The organism is Thermogemmatispora aurantia, assembly GCF_008974285.1.
Classification (GTDB): Bacteria; Chloroflexota; Ktedonobacteria; order Ktedonobacterales; family Ktedonobacteraceae; genus Thermogemmatispora; species Thermogemmatispora aurantia.
Window position 1 is genome coordinate 548,807 of record NZ_BKZV01000004.1, and the last position, 19,957, is coordinate 568,763.

Sequence of the window (19,957 nt, forward strand, 5' to 3'; positions counted from 1 at the left end):
CTGCAGAATGTCCTCGGCGGTGTAGCTCAGGTCCGACGTGAGGGTTGGCGGGGAAGTCGCAGAGGAAAGAGAGGACGGCCTCGCTCTGGCCCCTGGAGACGACACCGATCTGGGTCCTGTGGAGCGGGAAGCAAGTGCACCTGGCTGACTTCGCCAGTACAGCGTTGCCACGAGCACCCCAGCACTGGCAGAGACGAGAGCCAGACAGAGCAGCAGCAGGGTCATGAGACGCTTTCTTGCATGCCCTGAAGCAGGAGGTGGCGGCGGGAGTGGGGGAAGTTCCCATGTTTTATCATACGGATAGGGATCTGCACCAGCTGTCGCGTCGGAGAGATCATTGCTCGTGGGAGACTGGGTCATTTCTTGCGGCAGCCTCGTCGGATCATCCGCGCACATCGCTCACCTCGCTTTTTGTAAAGCAGAAAAAATAAATAGCGAGATCAATCATGAAAGAGTACTCTATACTTCGTGCTCCCATCCGGCCTGAACTGCTCGCAAGGCTTTTCCACATGTTTTGTACGCATTGTAGAAGCGACAGCACACGCTGTCAAGGGACAGAGAAGGATGCCTCCCTCTTTAGACACAGCCATCATCGCGGATGAGGCCGTTCTCAACGCCCGGTACAGCTATAGCCAGACAGCGTGCGGATGCCTTCCGAGAAAGGCTATAAGTGACCAGTGTCTCGTAAACATGAGAAATCGTCTCCCAGCTCCGGGTGTCATACACCCGAGCCGGATCGAGTATCCCTGGCTTCCCCAATCTCTACCTTGACAAAAAGCCAGGGATGCTTCAGTCGAATCGTTCTTCGCGATCAGTGCGGGCGTGCTGATCGATACCTTCATTGTCCGCCCCTTGCTGGTACCTGCCATGGCGACCTTGCTGGGGCGCTGGAACTGGCTCTGGCCGGGTCGTCGCCTGCCGACGCCGATCGTTGGTGAAAGTGAAAGGCTATAATTGCTTTCTTCCTCCCCTGGTTTTTCGTCATCATCGAGACGTCAAAATCCTGGAGCCGTGCGGTCACGACGATGGAAACCGGTCCGCAAGATCCTCAGGCATGGCTGACGGGCGACCTTGCTTGCTACGTCATCCTGGTCATGGTCTCATGGCTCCTCAGCACGATTGGACTCATCCGGGGAGGCGATACGGCGGCTCTTGTGGGTAGATATGACGCACCTGGCGGCTTCTCTCCTGCGGCTGCCCAATTTCCTGGTCCCTCCCCTCCACTCGCCGCCCTCCGGCGAGCGCTTCATCGTTGCCAGGCTCCTCGTCCTCGTTGGGTTCTGAGTAAGCCTGGTCGGCTGTATCACCTCGTTGATCGAGCGCATCTGGATGCTGGTTGCTGATCGACCTCACTCGTGCCCCCCAGGAAACCAGGGAGCGCCCAACCAGGGCCTGCTGCTCCTGCCGGCAGGTGCCCTTTGAGGAGGGTGAGGGCAATGAGAGTGAGAGTATCAGCAGGCTCTTGCACTATGGAGCACCGAAACAGCACGATAAGGCCTCGGCTTCACACCGCGCGGCATCCGCCGGTGGCATCGGGCGCTTCCTGCATAGCTCATGCAGTATGCGTGTGCGAGTTATTCGGATGTCTGAAATGCCTGGGGGAGAGGGACACGGTGCGCTGGCCGCGCCCCTCCCCCGCCTCTCCCAGGTTGCCGGTAGCTTCATGGCCATTGGCTTCATGGCCATACGGTTTTCTTCGGGCCAGCCCTGCCAGCTGCTTCCCCCGGCTCTTCCAGCCCCCAGCTCCAGGAGACTCTGGGGGTGATCGCCAGATAGGTCCCGGCCCCGAGGTGTCCCTGGCGTTGGACGATCTCCGCGTCGCCGTGCAGCCGAATGCCGCGTGGCTGCCAGGGCTGAAGCGACTTCAGATCGTCGATCAGCAGGGATACCTGGCGATGGCCTGACAGAATATTGTTGTACTTGCGCGTAGCCTCTAACCGGTGACCGCCGACGTAGAAGCGTGTGCCGTCGAACTCGAAGCCCACCACATCGACAGTAGGCTGCCCATAGTCATCTACAGTACCGATCCTGGCAAGGGGCTGCGTTCGGAGAAAAGCCAGCTCTTGCTCGGAAAACATCCTGCACCTCTTTTCTTATCTTACTGCTCAGGTGGCCAGTCTGCGACCGCCAGCCGGGTCAGCAGGGCTACTGTAATGATGGCCGTCACCGTATGCATCACGATCATGGTCCAGAAAATGGGCACATCCATCCCTGGCGCCGGAAACAGGCCGCTCAGCGCCAGCACAGGATTGAGAAATGACACGAACAGCGCGGCCAGCGCTAGAAGGCGATAGAACCCCACGGGATGGCGCGCAAAGCGGCCAACCAGCACGAACGCGACCAGCGCCAGTACCAGAAAGAAGACGGTACTCCCAATGACAAACGGTGCCTGCAGGTAGGCGAAGCGGTCTGGAACGCCGAAGAAAGTAACCGCCAGGCTCCGTATCACCAGATTGACCAGGACAGCGACGATGATGGTCAGTGGTCCAACCCACACCAGTCTGCGCAGTGCAAACTTTGGCCGGGCAGAACGACCAGGAGGGGAGGCCATAGCTCTTTCCTTTCTTACTAAAAGTAAGTATACGGCTAAACAATTTCCCCCAAAAAAAGAACTGCATGCTCACTGCCAGCACAGGCCACCAGCACCACGACGGGTTCAGGACAGATTCGCGGACACCTGCATCAGCAAGCGGCGTAAGAGCGCCTGCTCGGTAGGCGACAGATTGGCTACCGTGCGAGCCTCGAGGTGCTGCCACACCTCCAGCACAGGCCGCTCAAGTGCACGACCACGCTCCGTCAGATAGATGCGCACGATGCGCGCATCCTCCGGGTCTGTCCGGCGTTCGATCAGTCCCGCACGCTCCAGGCGTTGGAGCATCTTGGTCGCCGTCGGAGGTTCAACCCCCAGGCAGGCGGCCAGCTGCGATGGGGTCATGCCTTCCTCCTTCCAGAGTTGAAACAGGAGCATTTCCTGGCCAGTATGCAATCCCAGCTTTTGCAATGCGGCTTCAGCACGCGCGCGGTGTGCTCTATGAATCTGAAGCAACTGAAACCCTATGTAGTCCTGAATCGGGAGCACGATTCCTCCTTCTTTTTGTTAGCCGTCTAAATAATAACACACGATCATGTTGTCGTCAAGGGGTCAGGCAAGGGCATCAGGGCTTTCCCGTGCCCACCAACCGAACAGTGACCCGTGAAGTCGAAAGGCATGTGACGGCCGTGCTGACCCTGCAGCTTGGCTGGCTCATGATGCAGCGTCGCCTGATCTCAGCCCGATTGGATCGCCGAACTGTCGAGGGCTTGACCCGGCGCTTTCTCCAGAAATATGGCTGGGACACCTTGAAGCCCCTGATCGAAGAGACCGTTCAGTCGCTCTTCCTCCGCCAGTTCCAGCGCGAGGCCAGGAACAATCTGCAGCGCTGGGTCCGTCTGGCGAGCAGCCGCGAGATTGTTCGCCCGCTCAAACGTCTTACCGCGCTCTTTCCTGCCAGCGGCGAAGAGCTGCTCTTTACCGAAGGGATTCTCTTCGGCAGCACGCCTTTTCGGGCTGCTCTGGACTGGGCAGCTCGTCGTTTTCTTGAGCCGGGCTATCAGCGGCATCGTAAGGTCTTGCTCATCATCTCCGATGGAACGTTCCCCTACGAGGAATGTGCCTTAATCACTGCCAGATTGTTCAAGCGACGCGGGGTTGTCATCATCAGCGGTCTGATTCATCGCCAGCGGCTGCTTGACCGGCTCGTCCGAAGCGCACCACCGTATTGGCCCCCAGGAGCCAGATGCATGCTTGAGCTGGCATCAGAACTACCCGAAACAGCAGGTGCGATGGACACGACCGCTAAAAGCCTGGTTCCATGTGGCAAGAAGTGCTGCTATCAGCTCAACCATGCCGGTCTCCTGGAGCCTTTGTTTGATTTCCTGTTGGATGATCCTGTCGCCGCCGCTGACTGAGCTGGGGCTCCCTGGACTCATCACGGCGCTGATCCGGGCTTCGCGCAGCACCGTCTGGACGCTCTCCCGCATGGCTGAGACCTCCAGGCTCCCTGAGTCGCTCAGGCTGCTCCCAGGCGTTCTCGCCCCGCCGGGAACGCTGCACCCTGTCAGGACAGGTAGAGAGGAGAGGCGGCGCTCGCCTGTCTGCCGGGAGGAACGAGCCAGCCCCAACCAGAGCACTCCCACTCGCGCCGGGGCCTGCCCCTTCCAGGGAGCTGAGGCGGGTGGACTGCTCAGCGGCATCTCCCGCGGGTGAGCGGTGCCATGCTGCGGCCCTCCATGCTGCTCTTGCTGCAAGGAATAGTTCTTACTGCTCTCGCTGCCCAGGCTCGTCACTTCGAGCATCTCGGCACCCGGCGTTCCACGCAGCGATGCTCGAAGGGCCTCACCAGCCGCTGCAGGGCCTCAGCGGCTGGTATCATGACCGTACAACAGCGGTCACTGCTGACTGCTTTTTTGGGATGCTCGAAACGGCTTGACGGAGACGGCTCCTGATGCTATCCTGGAGGAGGGGCCGTCAGAAGCAGCGAAGAAGCCCGTCTGGGATTGAAACGTTCTTGGAGCGCCAGGGAGCGGCAAAACGACTTTTGGTCAGAAGCAGCGAAGAAGCCCGTCTGGGATTGAAACATCATCTGGGTGGCCGGGAATCTCCAGGGGGTCAAGTCAGAAGCAGCGAAGAAGCCCGTCTGGGATTGAAACGTCGGCCAACTGCGGCCCACTCGTCGGCCCTTCCGGGTCAGAAGCAGCGAAGAAGCCCGTCTGGGATTGAAACGTCGGCCAACTGCGGCCCACTCGTCGGCCCTTCCGGGTCAGAAGCAGCGAAGAAGCCCGTCTGGGATTGAAACAGCTGCCTTGGCCTGGCGGGCACTGAGGGAGGGGAGAGGGGTCACCCAGACAGGACCTGGTGTTTCAGCAGCCAGCCAGCGCTGCACTCGCTGCTCGATCGGTCCGCTCGGGGCACCGCGTTGGTCGGGTGCCAGTGCGAGGCTGCAGGCCAATGAGATGCTGGCTGGCGCTGCAGTGCAGGGGGGCCAGCAGGGAGGGAGCCGGAGAGGAGAGTGGGTGCCCCATGAGGTGAGGTGAGCCAGGAGGAGACGGGACAGTCGAGCGGGATCTGGCTCCCTCTCCAGCAGGCGTGGGCATCACGGGCATCAGCAGCCCCCCTCTCTCTGGACCAGGAGAGGAGCAGCGAGCAGCCATCGGGGGCGGTATGCTGGGGGCGGTGTCTGGCCGTCAAGTCAATGGTCACCCACGGACGGCGCCGTCCATGCCTCCCGTTGCTGCTGAATGGCGCGGAACGAGGCACGGTCTGCTCCGGCTGGAAGCCACCTCTGGGGGATTTGTCTGGTGAGGGGGTGGAGAGCAAGCGGTCCCAGTGTGGCTTGCTCCCTGCCCTGGCAGCCGTCCCTCCACGGAATGCCGCTGCGGGCCCCGACACCGGCTGCCCTGCCAGGCGCTCCCCTCGCCAGCGGCTTTGGCTTTGCCCCGGGGCCGAAGAGACGCTCCGCCGTCACAGGCCCCTCCTCGGAGCAGGGGCGGGTCTGGATCAACGCCACCCAATCTTTCGCTGGGGTCCCAGAGGAGGTCTGGGCCTTCGAAGTCGGCGGCGATCAGGTCTGCGCTCAGTGGCTCAAAGACCGCAAAGGGCGGGTGCTCACTTTCCAGGACATCGTGCCGTATCAGCCGATCGTGGCAGCGCTGGCGGAAACCATCTAGTTGATGGAACAGATTGACGACGTGATCGAAGAACACGGGGGCTGGCAGGACGAAGGCAGGCGCAGCGACCAGCTCCCAACAGATCCCCCGGCCGCTCCTGTCAAGGTTTCTTCGTGAGCGATGCGAGCCTGGCTCAGGTGATGAGCCAGCTCAGAGGGGATGCTTGGGGCAGGTGGCTGTGGTCTGGTTTCCTACGGCCAGAGGTGATCTACTCTGGCGCTGCGGACAGCATTTGCCCCAGCCTCTGATAGGGATAGTGCTACGTAAGCTGTCACCAGTCGCAAAGTAACTGATGAGGTAGATGACAGAATCCGTGCGCAGTCCCTCCTCTTTTTTTACTGAATGGGGAAGCGTCCCATGACCTGATTGTACTCTTTTTGTGCATCAGCCAGCGAGAGCCGCGAGTAGATTTCCAGAGATTGCCGACTCTCATGACCTGAGTACGGTTGGATCAGCGCATCATCAATGCCCTGCTTTTTGAGCCAGGTGAACAGAAAATGCCGCCATTTGCGAGGCGACATGGATCGGCTAATCCCCGCCGCCCTCGCGTAGCGCTCCAGCATTTTGCGCACGCCGCGGTCCGTATACTTCTTCTTGCGCACCGACTCGAAGAGATAGGTCGCCTGCTTCTCACGCATGCGTTGCATGTGCAAGGCGAGCAGTTCACGGAACGGAACTTGGCGGTCCTTGTCTCCTTTTCCATGATTGATGCGGATCTGGCAGCGTTCCACATCCACATCCGCCAGACGAATACTGACCAGCTCACTCACGCGCACTCCGGTATAAAACAAGGTTTTGATCAGGATCATATCGGCGAAGTTGCGTGTTTGCCAGGCGACCTGATAAAACTGGCGCAGTTCCTCCTCGGTTGGGACCTCCGGGAGGCGGTGCTCCGCTTTGGAAATCTCTACCTCCAGTTCTGTCCGTAAGGCGCGGAAGACGCTCTTGAGATAGGGATAATCCGGTCGTTCAGCTCGCAAATATTTCGCCAGTTCCCTGGCTTTCTTCTTTGGAGAGGTCCGGTGACTGTTCATGATGCGGCCTCCTGCCGAATGGGAAGGCGTTCGGTCATATCCAGCCGCAGGATGCCATACGGATTGACGTGGCCGTAGAAGAGCGGCGTCAGAACCCGATAATCTTCTTTGGTCAGGTACTGGCAGAGGAAAATGATCTTGATCGCGCCCAAGCTCGGAGAGGGCCTGATAGGTCGGATGCTGCAGATTGTTGCGGGTAAAGCGCCGCAGGATCGCCTCGGTCTCTGCTGTTCCCAGGCGCAGGGCTGTGGCAAACTTGATCATCTCGTCATATTGGTTCTTGATCAGGTCCCAGTCAATCGGCTTGCTCAAGATGGGTTGCAGATGCTCATACTCGCTGGGATTCCCCGCTTCAGGCCGAGCGAGTTTTTGCGAGGCAATATCCTCAGCCGAGGTAACAAGCGAAAGCCGAGCAAGTGGCAGAAGGCGAAGGCCACCTCGCTCTGCCCGTGGGTATCCACGTAATTTTTCTGGATCGCCGCGCTGGTGCAATGGCGCAAGATCCCTTCGATCATCGCTGCCACCTCCGAGGAGGAGCAACTTTTGAGCTGGGAGTAAATGCACACCGACTTCCGTTCCACGTGCCAGTAGATCATGATGCCTGGCCCCCGGTAACGAATATGCCACTCGGTCAGCAGGTTCTGGTTCCAGGCCCCGAATTTCTTGGAGTCCGAGGCGCAGGCGGTCGTGCCCTCGCCCCAGATCTCCGCTCGGCGGATCTCAAAAATCGCACTGGCGACGTGGGCAAAGGCGTTGCGCAGTTGTTCTTTGTGGATGTAGCGGCTGTGCACGTAGCGCAGGTCGGAGTAGGTCGTTTCTGGATCGGCACTGGGCAGGCGTTTGAAGCCAGTATTGGTGCCCAGGCCATAGAGACAGAGCAGGAGCCGCCGGTGCAAGACCTCGCGCGGCAGTCGTTCGCGGCTGGCCACGCTGGTCAGGAAGTCCAGGAAATCGGTGCGCAGCGCCGTTTCTTTCAGCATATCAAGCAGGTTCGTGTTCGACCAGCGCTTGCCCACTTCCCGTTTGAGGCTGATCAAGTTGCGCGGCTTCGGTTGGGCCTCCAGGGGCGTGAGCGAAATAGCTTTCTTGCGGTGGGGCAGGAGTCGCACTTTGCTGCCCAGGCGTGGCATGGCAGCGTCGAGGGAGCGCAGCGCGGCCTGCATGGCAGTTTTGACCTGCTCGATAAAGCGATCCGCTTCGTGCGGCTAATGCAGGGCATCGTAATAGGTCGCCCGATTCTGCTCAAAATCGGTCGGCAGATCGTCATCGGGGTTGCGGAAGCGATTGGCTCCCACCACCCAGATCTCCTTCGTGCGCACTTTTTCGCGCAGGGCCTCGAGCACACACATCTCGTAGTTGAGCCGGTTAACCCGCTCGGCGCCGTCGGCCTCTTTCTCGACCACGAACTCGCGCCATTTCGGGGCAACCACCTCTTCGATTGGAATGACTTCCTCTTCCAGATAGAGGGGTCGCGGGCTGCGCACATAGTCCTTGACGAGCTGGACGGCCCGGATCCCGGGCGGTAAACTCGTTGTTGGAGCGAAAGTCGAGGATGTCTAGCAATTCTGGGACCATGCGGCGGTAATGATGGCTGTAGGAGGCACAAATAATCGTATGCACAAGGAGGGTCTGATGCAGGCGCAGAACGTGAGTCTCTGGCGTCATCCAAATTTCCTGAAGCTGTGGATTGGGCAAAGCGTTTCGCTCTTTGGCGACCAGATCACCTTGCTCGCTGTGCCGCTGGTGGCCGTGGTGACGTTGCACGTTCCTGCCGCACAACTGGGTTTCCTCGGCGCTACGGAAACCGCCCCGATCCTGGTTCTGGGACTCATGGCAGGGGTTTGGGTCGATCGGTTACCACGGCGCCTGCTGCTGATTGGTGCAGATCTTGGGCGGGCGGTGTTACTGCTCCTCATTCCTCTGGCAGCATGGCTCGGCCTGCTGCATATGCTGATCCTCTATATTGTAGCGTTTGGCGTGGGGACGCTTTCTGTCTTCTTTGGGGTAGCATATCAGGCCTTTCTTCCAACGTTGCTTCCACGCGAACAATTAATCGAGGGCAACAGCACGCTTGAGATCAGCCGCTCAGGGTCTCAGGTGGCTGGCCCAGCGATCGCGGGCTTCCTGGTGCAATTCGTCACTCCCCCTTTTGCTATTCTTCTCGACGCTGGCTCCTTCCTCTGGTCTGCTCTTTGTGTGAGCCTGATCCGCGCACAGGAGCCTGGACCACCACCGCGGCGCGAGCAGCGGCATCTCTGGGCGGAGATGATGATAGGGCTTCGCTTTGTGTTTGGCAATCCGATTCTGCGAGCGATTGCCGGCTGCACTGGAACCGCCAACCTCTTCGGCAGTGTGATTACGACTATCCTTGTACTGTATTTGGTTCGCGACCTCGGAGCGACTGCCGGGCTCCTGGGGATTATCTCTGCCAGTAGTAATCTTGGCTTTCTCTTTGGCGCAACACTCGCACGGCGCACTGCCACGCGTTTTGGCCTCGGCAGGACCCTGGTGGGTGCTCCCATCCTGGCAAGCATCGGCGCCTTGCTCATCCCGCTGGCACGCGGTCCGCTCATGCTCGCTGTGCCCCTGCTTATAGGAGCGCAGTTCCTGGGGAGTCTTGGGGGGACCATCTATAGTATCAACCAGTTGACATTACGACAGACGATTACCCCGGAACGCCTGCAGGGACGGATGAGTGCAAGTATGCGCTTCATTGTGATTGGAGCCATGCCAATAGGCGCACTCCTCGGGGGGATGTTAGGGCAAACCATCGGCTTATGGCCGACATTAGTGGTCGGAGCCGCCGGTCGATTGTTCCCGGTCCTCTGGGTGTGGTTCTCCCCTATTCGACACACCGCCGATCAATGGCTCGCGAAGGAATCTGCACAACTTCCGGTATAAATAGCACCAGGGAGAGCGCGAATCGATGAAAGGTATCTCCTCTTCGAGTAGTGGTACCAGGGAGCTTGTACTCGCATTCCCCACTACTTTGCGGCTGGTGACAGCTTACGTAGCACTCCCCCTGAGAGCGTCTCCGTTCCGCCACGGAGAGCTGAACGGTGCCCATAAAGCGTTCAGCATCGTCGTGATCCGTTGGCGTACCGGCCCGACTCATCGAGCACAACAAATGGGGCACCCTGCTGCTGGCACGGCTGGGATAGGTAGATTGCTTGCGCTTGCGTCTGGCCGCCACCCCTCTTGTTTCATCACCCGCTTGGCGCGCTTTTTCCCCATCTTGAGCAGGGCCGCCGGCTTGCGATGGCCCGGCGTGTCATCGATGTCGTGCCACCTTTCGCCAGCGATGGCGACCTGCTTGCCTTTGTGCGCCTGCTTTCCACGCAGATACAGCCGGTTGCGGGCGATCCCCAATGCTCGTGCCACCTGGCTTTTCGTGTAGGAGCTGCCCGGCTGACACCATTGATGACCAGTTCCACGCCGTCCCCACTGCGTGATTGCTATCGGTGGGTGGCCCGCTCCGAAGGCGGGCGCAGCTGCGGAACCCGGCCAGGGAGTGGTTCAGACGAAGAGGGACGCTGCACGCGGTCGGCCCGGAGGCGCTGATGGTGCTGGAGCTGCTCCCGCTGTTGCTGATGAGGAGAGGGATGGCGACCAGAGTGGAGCTGGAGCAGGGGCCAGTCCTGCGCGGCTGAGGGGCTGGCAGGTGTGGGCAGCGTCTCCCCTGTGCGCCGGCGAGGCGACAAGGGACTGTAGCCCGGTCCAGCCTTGGGCAGGCAGGGTGTGAGAGACTGAGAGACGGGGAGCAGGATGTATGGGATCAGTCGCCCAGCTGGCGCCGGAGCTGCTCGACGAGGTCGCGGCTGCGCTGCGTCGTGGGATGCTCGGGGCCCAGGGCCTGCTCGGTGATGGCGCGGGCCCGCTCAAGCAGCGGGAGGGCCTCGCTGTGGCGGCCCAGGGTGTAATAGAGGAGAACGAGGGTGTTGAGGGCAGTGGCGGTGTCTGGGTGATCGGAGCCGAGGACGCGCTCGCGGATGGAGCGGGAGCACTCGGCCAGCGGAAGAGCCGCCTGATAGCGCCCCTGCTCGCGCAGATATCTCACCACCTGCTTAGTCTGTCTTCTGAGGGGGAGAGGCTTCCTCCTCGGCCAGCTGGCGCGGGACCAGCTGGAAGAGGGGCCCCATTCGAGGGCAGTCCGAGCTGCCACCGCCTGGTCCAAGAACAGGCGGCCTCGAATCAGAGAGAGGAATTCATAGGTCCTCTCCGAGAGGGGGCGCCGGCTATTCTTCGGTCGCTGCTCACGAGCCTGGAAGAGGGCTTCCAGGAGGCAGAAATCGTCGTTGCGTATGGGCCACTGGATCAGGCCAGCCAGATGGGGCAACCGTTCCCTATCCAGCCGCAATTCAAGAGGAGGAGAGAAACGATACAGGAGGTCCTCAAGAGGAGGATGGGCCTTTTCCTGAGAGTCAACAGAATCCACGGACATGAGCAGTACCACCTTTCTCGTTCTGTGAGAACAGATGAGAACAGAGAGTCTGGAAAGGTGGGATCATCGGTGACAGATGTCCCCTCTAGGAGGAGGTGTGAGTCAGCACTGACGAGAGGAAGCGTTGCTGCAGAAAGGTCACCAGCTCTGTATTAAAGCGCTTCGGTTCCTCGATGAACGCGGCATGCCCAGTGGGATAGAGCGAGAGGGTGACTGTGGCTCCCGCGTCCTCGAGCTGCCGGGCGATCTGGTGAGCCAGCATCTGAGGGACCAGTCTGTCAGACTCGCCGTGGATGATGAGCGTTGGCAGCCGAAAGTCGTGCCAGGGAATACTCTCTCTTGCCTGGACGGCTGGCAAGGGAGGAAGGAGGCTGGCCAGAGAAAGGCGCTGCTCGTCCACTGACTCGAGGAGCCCGGTTAGCGCCAGGCAGCTTCCGCCCAGATGTCGCTCAAACTCTCCGAACACCGGTGGGTTCATCGTCAATCCGGTGGTAAAACGCACCAGCCACGTCAACGGCTCAGACAGGTCGAAGGGCGCGGGAGCATCTGTCCCTGTTCCTGTGAATACCTCAGCGAGGCGTTCAAGGAAGAGAGGTGTGCCCACGAACACCAGGCCAGCAATCGTTTGTCTGCGAGGCGATTGACGGAGCAGCTCACCGACCAGTATCCCTCCCAGCGACCAGCCGACGAGGACCACCGGGAGATAGGCCGGGAAGGGCGAAGCCGCCAGGACAGTAGCGAGCTCCGCTGTCCAGCAACCCAGGCTCTCCGTCTAGCCGCCCTGGAGCGACCAGGAAGGGGCCCACGTCAGCACGTTCCATCCGGCCTCGGTCAGTGGGAGGATCTGCTTGCGCCAGCAGTAAGCAGGCTGGAGGAAGCCCGGCACAAGCAGCTCGGTGCCCACGGCAGGGGAGTGCCTTGCAGGGGCGTAGTAGACGGAAAGCTGCATTCCTGGACGGTCAGGGAGAGTGAGCAGACATCCGGATCAGGGAGTCCTACCACAAGAATGTGGCTTCGATCACTTCCTTGGAACGGCTTACACCGGCATCTGGCCCCGGTCATGCTGGCCTACCGTTTTCTCAGGCGCTCTCGTCTCGCTCTTCCTTCCGGTGAGGTATTTTCCCCCTGCGGCAGGAGAAACTCGCTGCCTGGGGTGCATCGGCAGGTGCTCCTCTGGCTCTTCCAGGATCTCGTCTGCTGGTTGATTCACACCCAGCAGATCGAGTTCTTCCGTCCCAGGAGAAACTAACAAAGTAGTACCAGGGCGTCAGTCAAGTAACAGAGACAATCGGTGACAAGCCAGCAATCACGACGGCCAAAACGTGCTGGGCCATCACGTCTTTCGCAATGGTCCGGTCTCCCCGGCTCCACTGCACTGCGGGACCGAAGATGGCCCAACTGATGACCTGCGCCGTGGTTTCTACTGTTTCCCGGCCAATGGGCACCAACGAGGGGACCTGGTTCAGCCAGCGCACAAAGACCCCCTGGAGTTCTTGCTGCAAAGCGACCTCGAAGAACGGCACAAACTGCCTATCGGCTGGCTTGAGGTGATACTGCCAGAGGGCCAGAAAATCGAACACGGCGAGAAGAAGCTGGCGCAAGGTGCTCATCTGTAGGGTGGATGTGGCGGGAAGCTGGCTCTCTAACGCATGGTGAAACTTCTCGCGCATCCAGACCTCTAAGAGGGCATATTTGTCTTCAAAGTGAGCATAAAAGGTAGCCCGGTTAACCGTTGCGCGCTCTGTGATGTCTGCGACCCGGATAGAGTGAATGGTGCGTCCCTCTTCAAGCAATGAGCTGAACGCTTGCAGCAACAACTGACGAGTCCGTTTGACCCGTGGATCGTTCTCATTCGCCGGTGTGGTCATTGTTCCCTCCTTCCCCTGGAAATGTCCTCATCCTCCCCCTTGTGAAAAGCAACAATTGCCTCCCCGTGTTGTCTACACAACGATCAGGCTGGTTTGCTGATTGCTTCCTGTTTAGAGCCAGCTTACTATTCCTCCTGTGTAGTATACACGAAAGTGTTAGTTAGATAACACTTTTGTCTATCCGACATCTTTCTGTTCACTTGCTAGATGTGGTGGCCATCAGATGCAGGGCACCTGTCCCGGCAGGGCGTGTTTTGCCGCAGCGAGAGCACACAAAGATGGAGGAAGGGCTATCTCAATGCAACCAAGAGTCATTACGCGATCTCTCTCCTGGAGGTGGTTTTCGTGATCGTCATTACAACTCCCACTGGCCTGATCGGCCATCAAGTACTGAACAATCTGCTCGGAACTTCCGAGCAGATCCGTGTGATCGTGCGCGATCCCTCTCGTCTGTCCCCGCGCGAGCGTGAGCGGGTCGAAATCGTGCAGGGATCGCATGGTGACCTCGACGTGGTTACCAGGGCGTTCGCAGGAGCAGACAGCGTGTTCTGGCTTGTGCCCCCGGACCCCCGGGCCGAGAGCGTTGAGGCCGCCTATGTGGGCTTCAGCCGACCAGCGTGCGACGCCTTCAAGAGCCAGGGAGTCAAGCGGGTGGTTGGCGTCTCGGCCTTCGGTCGTGGAGCAGCTGTGTCCGGAAAGGCTGGCAATGTCACGGCATCGCTGGCGATGGACGACCTGATCGCCAGCACGGGGGTCAGTTACCGAGCTCTGGCAATGGCCCCTTTCATGGAGAATCTGCTCCGTCAAGTCGAGTCGATTAAGCACCAGGGCGTGTTCTTCGACATGGTATCTGGGGACCTCAAGCAGCCAATCTGCGCCACCCGCGATATTGCCACCATTGCCGCCGGGCTCCTGCTCGATCGCACCTGGAGCGGAGTCGCCAGTCGCCCGGTGCTCGGTCCCGAGGATCTCTCCTACAACGACATGGCGCAGATCATGTCCCAGGTGTTGGGCAGGCCAGTGCGCTACCAGCAGATCGCAGGTTCAGCCCTGAAGGCCACGTTGATCAGATATGGGAGGTCCGAGGCTATGGCGCAGGCCCTGGTCGATATGATGGCGGCCTACGATCAGGGACTCGCCACCGCCGAGCCGCGTACCCCCGAATCCACCACTCCCACGAGCTTCCGCCAGTGGTGTGAGGAAGTGCTCAAGCCAGCCATCCTGGCCTGAGCACCATTACAAACGAAAGGAACAACATGAGCACCATTACAAACGAAAGGAACAACAAACGAAGCACCTCGACTGAGGCAGCTGCGTCTCAAGGAGTTGGATAGCTGCCTGTGGGAGCGCAGGTGCTGTCTGCAACCGCTTCAGGGGAAGCAGGGCACTGGTCTGTGAGCATGCGGCCAGGTGGCGCGAGGCTCGCGCTTTTTCAGGCTTCACAGCCAAGCTCTTGCATGGCTGCTTCTACCAGCTTTCCTACTTCTCTGGCTTGCCGATGATACGCTGGAAGATGCTCGTGAGTGAAGACCTGCAAGGCCAATGTCACGCATTGCTAGCCCTTGCGCAGAGCAGTGCATGTCGCCTGCTGGTCCCATGCTGCCAGGGCTTCCCCAAGGTCCAGATAGGTAAGTGCCAGATTGTATTGGGTTGATGCCCATTCAAACGGCATCTGCTGGTGGGTGTAGACCTCCAGCGCCGCGCGGGAACAGGCCACCGCCTGCTCCTGGTTGGTCCGCAGATTACCCAGCGGGCGCAGGTTAAAAGCAATACCTGTGCCAATCAGCGTGGCGGCATCTTTGCGGCGCATCAGGCTGCGCGCCAGGGTCCAGCGTTTCCACCCGCTTGACCACGTAGGGAAGGTGGGCACGCTCCCGCTCGGCCTGCGCCTCGGCCTTGCGCTTGCGCCGTGCGGCTTCTTCTGCCGTGCGGCGCTTCGTCACGTCGGCGCGAAACGCCGCGAAGGTAAGCAGCCCTGCAAAGACGATGATGCCACCGGCCAACCAGGGATGGGCTAGTGCCTGGCCGGTCAGCGTCCAGGTGCGCGGGTCCGTCGCGCCGCTGACGCCGATGGTCACCAGGGCTTTAAGGAAATCTCCTATCAAAGCAAGGCCGACAAGGCCCTATACCCCACAATGATCTTCCAAACGGCCTGCTTGCCAGGCCGCCAAGGCGATTACCCCGAGGGCCGCATCCGTCGGGGCTACCCGCATGGCCACCGCCGACCAGCCAAAGACGAGAGGACGCTGTAACCGAAAACAGATGAAGGTACGTCCAAAGAAACGTTCGATGGAGGTGCGCTTGCCTGGCTCCTCGGCGATCCAGGTGGGAGGCAGACCATTCCGCCGTTTCTGGCGTTTGGGGGTCCACGGCAGGACGGCGCGGGCGCCCAGGACGGTGTGAATCCAGGCGATCAGTTTCAGGCCCCAGGAGCCAGCATCCAGATGGATCACGCGGGAGCGCACCTGGAAGAGGCGTACCGTCCAGGCGAGCAATGGGCGGGCCAGGGGCGCATCGTGGACATTGGCGGGTGAGGGCAGAAACAGGAGCGGCAAGCCGGTCCCACGACAGAGCAGAGTATGGACGCGGTAGCCTAACAGGAGCGGGCGGGAATGGCGGCCACCAGCTGGCCCTCCAGAGGATGACGGCCTTCCTTTGCCGTAAGAAGGGATCATCCTGTTCAGATTCAGTTTGCTGTTGTAGTTCTTTTGGGGGGTCTTTCTCGTGTTCCTGGTCTGGCTCTTCTTTGCTCCCCCACTCTGGATTGAGATCAGTGCTTCCCTCATCGCTGTGGCCCTGCTGGTGAGTGCTGCGCTCTGGAGGAATCCGGTTCCCGAGGAGAGGCTCGCTACAGCCAGGCGGGAGATCGCTCTCTATCAGGCCAGAAGCGGCGAGTATGCCCCGCTCTCAGAAGAAGAGCGGCGGGCCTTGCTGCTGCAGCGCATCACTTGACTGATTCCCTGTCGCAGCGAGCAGCTCGCTTCGTACCACAGAGAGAGCAGCACAGTGCGATCAGAGGAGGCTGTCCCTTCCTGCTCAGGGCGAGGAAGAATCCGTACGCTGTTCTCCTGAACAGGACTCCTGTTCCTGATGACCGCTTTTGGGAGTCTATCGCTGGACACGGATCTAACGCTGCCAATAGATGCCTTGCCGCTCCGCATCTTCACCTTTACCCTGAGTCCTTCTGCGTATCAGATCCATCAAGCCTATGCTGGTTCGCTGGTGCTCCTGGGGCTGGTGATTCCTGGCTTCGCTTCTGATTCGCTGGGTACTGCGCTGGACCTTGCCAGATCAGCTCTGACGAGGCCACAAGAAAGATCCCTTCTGTTGCAACTCATGCCAGGCACGTTGCACGCGCCGCACACTTTCGTAGGAGACGCCGAACTGCGCTGCGACTTGGCGCAGGGAGACCCCTTGCTTCAGGAGGGCCAGCACATGGGGCCACTCGGAGAGAGGGATATGGAAGCGGGCAAGGCGGGCAGCATCGCGCCAGCGGTGCCTGGCAGGTGCCGATGCAGCCTGGTCTTCCGAAGCCTCACTGCTGCAGGTCTCAACGTACTGATGGAGCCTGGAAAGTGTCGACAGGGGGGTCGACGCCCGTCGGTTCCGCTCTCGCCACCGTTCTTCACAGACTGCTGCGTGACACGCCGAGACGAGGTGAGGTAAGCAAGATTCGGCGTCTGTTCTTTTGCTCTGCTGTTATCATGTTTTTGGAGATATCTAGCATACAAATGCGTTCCAGGCAGGATAGGATAGCAGCGCATGCCTGACTGTTGTGACCTCCATCGACTAGGGTAGTAAAAATCCTTCTCTGGCCTCGTTGTTTGGCGTTACTGGTCCTTGCCATGTTGGCGGGAGTGTTGCTTCATGAAGCCAGCGGGTCAGGAAGCGCAAAAGAAATGCTTGACAGACTGCCCTCTCTTCTGGTATGATAGCAACTGCCACGAGCGAGGCTGAATCTCTTCAGCCTCGCTGGTTGGGGAGCCGTAGTGTAGTGGCCTAACACGCCTGCCTGTCACGCAGGAGATCGCGGGTTCGAATCCCGTCGGTTCCGCTCGCACCAGTGTGCTGTCAACAGCAGCCCTCTGGTTTCCTCGTACTCAGTCACCCCGTCCAGCATGCGCAAGATGGGCAGAAAGGCTGGACGGGGTTTCAGCGCCGCAATCATCTTATTCTCCAGATCGTAGTACAGTCCCCCTGGCTCCAGCAACATCGTCACCATCTCCCGTTTCTCCTCGGGCGTGGCCATCTCCCACAGGGCTGCCATCTCGGGCAGATGTTCACCCGCCTGGGTCACTTCTGCGAGCGTCACCCCGTTGACTTCGGGGACCTCCAGTTTCCTGAGTGCCAGCTCTGTTGCGGCCATTTCGGCCTGAAATTCCTTCTCATCAATAAACCCCTCGCAATACACCTTGAGCGTACGCGCCTTCTTGAGCAGCAGTCGCTCCTTCTCCCGCTCAACTGCCTCAGACGTGGTTCCTGATGCCGCCTGGGCCATCATTTCCTGGCGGATGTGCTCACGCCAGTGTTCAGGCAACTGGAGACGCTTGAGCAGGTGGCCAAACTGCTCCTCTACCAGGTTGGTGCGCACCATCAAGTTGCCGCTGGTGGAGCAAGGAATACGGCGCGTTTTGGCTGCGTCCCGGTAGTAATTTCGCCGATTGGCAGGCGTGTTCCCCGTATCACAGCGCAGCGTCAGGCCGCAATGAATGCAAGCAATGTATCCCGCAAATGGGTAGATCTTCCGGACGACAACCGTGCGGGTTTGGACGTGGCACAAGGATTTTGAGAGAGCACGGATGTGTTGCCACTCATCATACGTGAAGATCGCCGGATGCTGGCCTCGAAACCGCTGCCCCTTGTAGCGGATGGTCCCCCGATCATCGCCGGGGGCAAAGGCCGCATAGAATTCGTTCCGTAACATAGCATTAATCGTATCCTTCGTGAAGAGTCGATCTCCAAACCGCTTGCTGCTGGTACGGTAGCCAGCCGCGTTCAAGGCAGTAGCAATTTCCTCGGCAGTCTTTCCCTGCATGCGCAACTCGCCTATCAAGCGGACGCCTGGATATTTGTCTGGGTCAATCTCTAGCGGCGATTTTGGCCCTCCCGAGCGATATCCAAAAGGGATATCGCCGTTATGCAGTCCCTGGACAGCCCGCTCCCTTTTCCCTTTGCTCGTGTGCCTTGCCAGGCTGTCCGAAAAGTAAGCCGCAAAGGCCGCGAGAATCGTCAGCTGCAATTGTCCTTCTGGAGAGGAATAATCGATGTGCTCCGAAAGGGAAAGGAACGCAGTGCCTGCCTGGGAGAGAATGCGAAAGCTCTGCAAGGTCACCATCACGTTCCTGGACCATCGGTCCAGGGTATGGACGATCACGACCCGGATACGCTTTGCCTGGACGTCCTCGAGGAGCCGCTTAAAAGCTGGACGTTTCGCAATGTGTTCTCCCCGCGCACTACGCTCGTCGTCCTCATAGAAGACCGGCTCTGGTAATCCGTGCAGCTTCGCCGCCTCGCGAATGGCACGCTTCTGGGCCTCGAGACTATAGTTGTCTTTCTGCATTTCGCTGGAACGGCGCACGTAGCCGGCGACAAGACCTGACTCTGGTGAAGTCACCGTTCACCCCCTGCGCTCACTTCTTCTGCCCCGGCTTCTCTCCCTGCAGAGAGGAGACCGACAGTCCTGCGGGGCACCCTCTTTCTGCGTCGAGTAATTGATCCTGTAAAGCACGTCGAATAATCCGAGCGACCAGTCGACAAAAGGCGAGGACCTCTGGGGGAAGAGGTTCTTCTTGGGAATTATACTGCTCATGCGTCGGATGGTCCATACATCTTCTCCTTCAGAAGAAGCGATCATTCCTTGTCTCAGAGCAACAATAGTCCATGATAGGCGGAAAGGAGTGGGAAGGCAGAGGAACACCCAGGGATCACTCACGGTGATCCCTGGGAACGGCACGGGAACCAGGCGGGAAGCAGCGGGGGTGAGCGGAAGAACCAGGGGACCAGCTCAGGCCCCTTCCTCGGGAGAGGAGCAGGAAGGGCGCAGGGGCGGTTCCTGCTGCCCTGCTGGTGTCAGGGGGAACGCTCCCGCCAGCGGGGCACACGCCCGCGCCCGGCGGATCACCTGCAGGAGGGTCTGCAGCTGCCGTTGATCCTCTTCCAGGACGTCGTCCGTGGGCGTGCGCACGCCCCGACGCTTGCGCCGGTCGAGATACGCCCGCTCGCGGGCCAGCGTGCGCTCGAGCCATTGCTCCCAGACGTGGAGCTGCTCCCGTGATGTCCCGCAAAAGGGGCAGACCCCTGCCGCGGGTCCAGGTGGTGATCCTGTCATGTCAGCCGCTCTCCTTTCTTGCGTCTTGCCTTCCCGCCTGGCTGATGGGCGGGTTCCTGATGGCGCTCGGACCTGGAGCCTGCCGGCCACTGGTCCGCTCTGGGGTCACTCCCAGAGGGTGGCAGCCGCCGCGTGCTGCTCCGGGGCCACCTGGCCCTGCCCTCCGCGCGCAGCGCCAGACGCACGGGGCAGGTGCCCTGGCCGGCGGGAACCGGTGGATCGGGGCGGCTCTCCCTCGACCCAGGCCAGCAGGAACTCGATGCGCGGGTCTGCTGGAGACAGTTCCTGCAGGAGCCGTGCCGTGGCCCTGGCCAGGGCCTGCAGGGCTTCCTCGGCGCTGAGGTCCTCCAAGAGGGTTTGCCGCAGGTCCTCGACACAGGAGACCAGGTCCTCGCTCCAGGAGGGTGGGACCACCGTCCAGAGCCGCTCGACCAGCTCGGCGAAGCGGCTGCCTCCGGCCGTGCGAGCTCGCTCGATCAACCGTTCCTGGTCAAGAGGGGTGGAGGAGGCTGGCTGTCCTTCACGCTCACGTGGCTCCATCCTGTCTTCCTCCTTGCTTGCTTCGTCTTGCTGCTTCTCA

The 19,957-nt window shown here is 60.2% G+C and carries 20 protein-coding genes, 1 tRNA gene, 2 pseudogenes and 1 CRISPR repeat array; of the genes and pseudogenes, 7 read left to right on the forward strand and 16 right to left on the reverse strand.

The annotated features are described in order from the left end of the window. Positions 1-792 precede the first annotated feature (792 nt). Positions 793-954, forward strand: a pseudogene (locus tag KTAU_RS14690) (MMPL family transporter); the annotation flags it as partial. Between the two features lie 722 nt (positions 955-1,676). On the opposite strand, the gene KTAU_RS14695 reads toward KTAU_RS14690, so the two are convergent. The 3 genes from KTAU_RS14695 to KTAU_RS14705 all read right to left on the reverse strand — a co-directional run bounded on the left by KTAU_RS14695 (position 1,677) and on the right by KTAU_RS14705 (position 3,079). Then, positions 1,677-2,078: a PPOX class F420-dependent oxidoreductase gene (locus KTAU_RS14695; protein WP_151729082.1), complete on the reverse strand. Its 402-nt coding sequence runs from the start codon at positions 2,076-2,078 to the stop codon at positions 1,677-1,679. 20 nt (positions 2,079-2,098) lie between these two features. Further along, positions 2,099-2,551 (reverse strand): DUF6069 family protein, encoded by a 453-nt coding sequence (locus KTAU_RS14700; RefSeq protein WP_151729083.1) that lies wholly within the window; start codon positions 2,549-2,551, stop codon positions 2,099-2,101. 105 nt (positions 2,552-2,656) lie between these two features. Continuing rightward, complete coding sequence (locus KTAU_RS14705) at positions 2,657-3,079, reverse strand: MarR family winged helix-turn-helix transcriptional regulator (protein WP_151729084.1); 423 nt, start codon at positions 3,077-3,079, stop codon at positions 2,657-2,659. A 131-nt stretch (positions 3,080-3,210) separates the two neighbouring features. Between KTAU_RS14705 and KTAU_RS14710 the strand changes: the two genes are divergently transcribed. Together KTAU_RS14710 and KTAU_RS14715 are read left to right on the forward strand one after the other, a co-directional pair. Then, positions 3,211-3,948, forward strand: a complete 738-nt coding sequence (locus tag KTAU_RS14710) for a vWA domain-containing protein (protein WP_151729085.1) — start codon at positions 3,211-3,213, stop codon at positions 3,946-3,948. Between the two features lie 558 nt (positions 3,949-4,506). After that, positions 4,507-4,835: direct repeats of the CRISPR family, unit length 37 nt; unit sequence GTCAGAAGCAGCGAAGAAGCCCGTCTGGGATTGAAAC. Between the two features lie 532 nt (positions 4,836-5,367). Further along, entirely contained in the window at positions 5,368-5,706 is a 339-nt protein-coding gene (locus KTAU_RS14715; RefSeq protein ID WP_151729086.1) for a type ISP restriction/modification enzyme, read from the forward strand. Positions 5,707-6,041: 335 nt separating this feature from the next. On the opposite strand, the gene KTAU_RS22430 is transcribed toward KTAU_RS14715, so the two are convergent. The 3 genes and pseudogenes from KTAU_RS22430 to KTAU_RS14730 form a co-directional block, all read right to left on the reverse strand. Next, positions 6,042-6,740 (reverse strand): tyrosine-type recombinase/integrase, encoded by a 699-nt coding sequence (locus KTAU_RS22430; RefSeq protein ID WP_228026486.1) that lies wholly within the window; start codon positions 6,738-6,740, stop codon positions 6,042-6,044. 204 nt (positions 6,741-6,944) lie between these two features. Beyond that, a pseudogene (locus tag KTAU_RS22020) lies at positions 6,945-7,903 on the reverse strand (Tn3 family transposase); the annotation flags it as partial. 42 nt (positions 7,904-7,945) lie between these two features. Continuing rightward, positions 7,946-8,224, reverse strand: a complete 279-nt coding sequence (locus tag KTAU_RS14730; RefSeq protein ID WP_151729089.1) for a hypothetical protein — start codon at positions 8,222-8,224, stop codon at positions 7,946-7,948. Positions 8,225-8,372: 148 nt separating this feature from the next. Here KTAU_RS14730 and KTAU_RS14735 point away from each other — a divergent pair, with 148 nt between their 5' ends. Then, complete coding sequence (locus tag KTAU_RS14735; RefSeq protein ID WP_170293317.1) at positions 8,373-9,641, forward strand: MFS transporter; 1,269 nt, start codon at positions 8,373-8,375, stop codon at positions 9,639-9,641. 874 nt (positions 9,642-10,515) lie between these two features. On the opposite strand, the gene KTAU_RS14740 is transcribed toward KTAU_RS14735, so the two are convergent. The 3 genes from KTAU_RS14740 to KTAU_RS14750 form a co-directional block, all read right to left on the reverse strand. Then, positions 10,516-10,800: a tetratricopeptide repeat protein gene (locus KTAU_RS14740; RefSeq protein ID WP_151729091.1), complete on the reverse strand. Its 285-nt coding sequence runs from the start codon at positions 10,798-10,800 to the stop codon at positions 10,516-10,518. A gap of 466 nt (positions 10,801-11,266) precedes the next feature. Beyond that, complete coding sequence (locus tag KTAU_RS14745) at positions 11,267-11,878, reverse strand: alpha/beta fold hydrolase (RefSeq protein WP_170293318.1); 612 nt, start codon at positions 11,876-11,878, stop codon at positions 11,267-11,269. Between the two features lie 574 nt (positions 11,879-12,452). Beyond that, a complete protein-coding gene (locus tag KTAU_RS14750) occupies positions 12,453-13,049 on the reverse strand; it encodes a TetR/AcrR family transcriptional regulator (protein WP_151729093.1) in 597 nt (198 codons plus the stop codon). 345 nt (positions 13,050-13,394) lie between these two features. Between KTAU_RS14750 and KTAU_RS14755 the strand changes: the two genes are divergently transcribed. Continuing rightward, positions 13,395-14,279: an NmrA family NAD(P)-binding protein gene (locus tag KTAU_RS14755; RefSeq protein WP_151729094.1), complete on the forward strand. Its 885-nt coding sequence runs from the start codon at positions 13,395-13,397 to the stop codon at positions 14,277-14,279. Between the two features lie 325 nt (positions 14,280-14,604). Here KTAU_RS14755 and KTAU_RS14760 read toward each other — a convergent pair whose 3' ends face one another. From KTAU_RS14760 to KTAU_RS14770, 3 genes are read right to left on the reverse strand one after another with little or no spacing between them, the layout of a single operon-like run. Then, on the reverse strand, positions 14,605-14,859 hold the full coding sequence (locus tag KTAU_RS14760) for a hypothetical protein (protein WP_151729095.1): 255 nt from the start codon (positions 14,857-14,859) through the stop codon (positions 14,605-14,607). After that, the gene (locus KTAU_RS14765; RefSeq protein WP_151729096.1) at positions 14,810-15,154 is read right to left on the reverse strand and encodes a hypothetical protein; all 345 of its coding nucleotides are present in this window, start codon (positions 15,152-15,154) and stop codon (positions 14,810-14,812) included. The genes KTAU_RS14760 and KTAU_RS14765 overlap by 50 nt, the downstream gene beginning before the upstream one ends. Positions 15,155-15,172: 18 nt before the next feature. Continuing rightward, positions 15,173-15,724 carry a transposase gene (locus KTAU_RS14770; protein WP_170293319.1) on the reverse strand — a complete coding sequence of 184 codons (552 nt, stop codon included), beginning with the start codon at positions 15,722-15,724 and terminating at the stop codon, positions 15,173-15,175. A 49-nt stretch (positions 15,725-15,773) separates the two neighbouring features. On the opposite strand from KTAU_RS14770, the gene KTAU_RS21635 reads away from it, so the two are divergent. Then, positions 15,774-16,001, forward strand: a complete 228-nt coding sequence (locus KTAU_RS21635) for a hypothetical protein (RefSeq protein ID WP_170293320.1) — start codon at positions 15,774-15,776, stop codon at positions 15,999-16,001. Positions 16,002-16,340: 339 nt separating this feature from the next. On the opposite strand, the gene KTAU_RS22435 is transcribed toward KTAU_RS21635, so the two are convergent. Beyond that, entirely contained in the window at positions 16,341-16,484 is a 144-nt protein-coding gene (locus KTAU_RS22435) for a helix-turn-helix domain-containing protein (protein ID WP_170293321.1), read from the reverse strand. A 545-nt stretch (positions 16,485-17,029) separates the two neighbouring features. On the opposite strand from KTAU_RS22435, the gene KTAU_RS14780 reads away from it, so the two are divergent. After that, a tRNA-Asp gene (locus KTAU_RS14780) sits at positions 17,030-17,103 on the forward strand. Here the strand turns inward: KTAU_RS14780 and KTAU_RS22440 are convergent. From KTAU_RS22440 to KTAU_RS14800, 3 genes are all read right to left on the reverse strand, one after another. Continuing rightward, positions 17,065-18,663, reverse strand: a complete 1,599-nt coding sequence (locus KTAU_RS22440) for a recombinase family protein (protein WP_228026487.1) — start codon at positions 18,661-18,663, stop codon at positions 17,065-17,067. The genes KTAU_RS14780 and KTAU_RS22440 overlap by 39 nt on opposite strands. Before the next feature lie 390 nt (positions 18,664-19,053). Continuing rightward, a complete protein-coding gene (locus KTAU_RS14795) occupies positions 19,054-19,377 on the reverse strand; it encodes a hypothetical protein (RefSeq protein WP_069804506.1) in 324 nt (107 codons plus the stop codon). Between the two features lie 105 nt (positions 19,378-19,482). Continuing rightward, on the reverse strand, positions 19,483-19,917 hold the full coding sequence (locus tag KTAU_RS14800; protein WP_151729098.1) for a hypothetical protein: 435 nt from the start codon (positions 19,915-19,917) through the stop codon (positions 19,483-19,485). Positions 19,918-19,957 lie beyond the last annotated feature (40 nt).

Coding starts and splice junctions, on each gene's coding strand:
- KTAU_RS14695 (WP_151729082.1), bottom strand. CDS start 2,078: ATGTTTTCCGAGCAAGAGCTGGCTTTTCTCCGAACGCAGCCCCTTGCC.
- KTAU_RS14735 (WP_170293317.1), top strand. CDS start 8,373: ATGCAGGCGCAGAACGTGAGTCTCTGGCGTCATCCAAATTTCCTGAAG.
- KTAU_RS14760 (WP_151729095.1), bottom strand. CDS start 14,859: ATGCGCCGCAAAGATGCCGCCACGCTGATTGGCACAGGTATTGCTTTT.
- KTAU_RS14800 (WP_151729098.1), bottom strand. CDS start 19,917: ATGGAGCCACGTGAGCGTGAAGGACAGCCAGCCTCCTCCACCCCTCTT.
- KTAU_RS14795 (WP_069804506.1), bottom strand. CDS start 19,377: ATGACAGGATCACCACCTGGACCCGCGGCAGGGGTCTGCCCCTTTTGC.
- KTAU_RS14770 (WP_170293319.1), bottom strand. CDS start 15,724: ATGATCCCTTCTTACGGCAAAGGAAGGCCGTCATCCTCTGGAGGGCCA.
- KTAU_RS14750 (WP_151729093.1), bottom strand. CDS start 13,049: ATGACCACACCGGCGAATGAGAACGATCCACGGGTCAAACGGACTCGT.
- KTAU_RS14700 (WP_151729083.1), bottom strand. CDS start 2,551: ATGGCCTCCCCTCCTGGTCGTTCTGCCCGGCCAAAGTTTGCACTGCGC.
- KTAU_RS22430 (WP_228026486.1), bottom strand. CDS start 6,740: ATGAACAGTCACCGGACCTCTCCAAAGAAGAAAGCCAGGGAACTGGCG.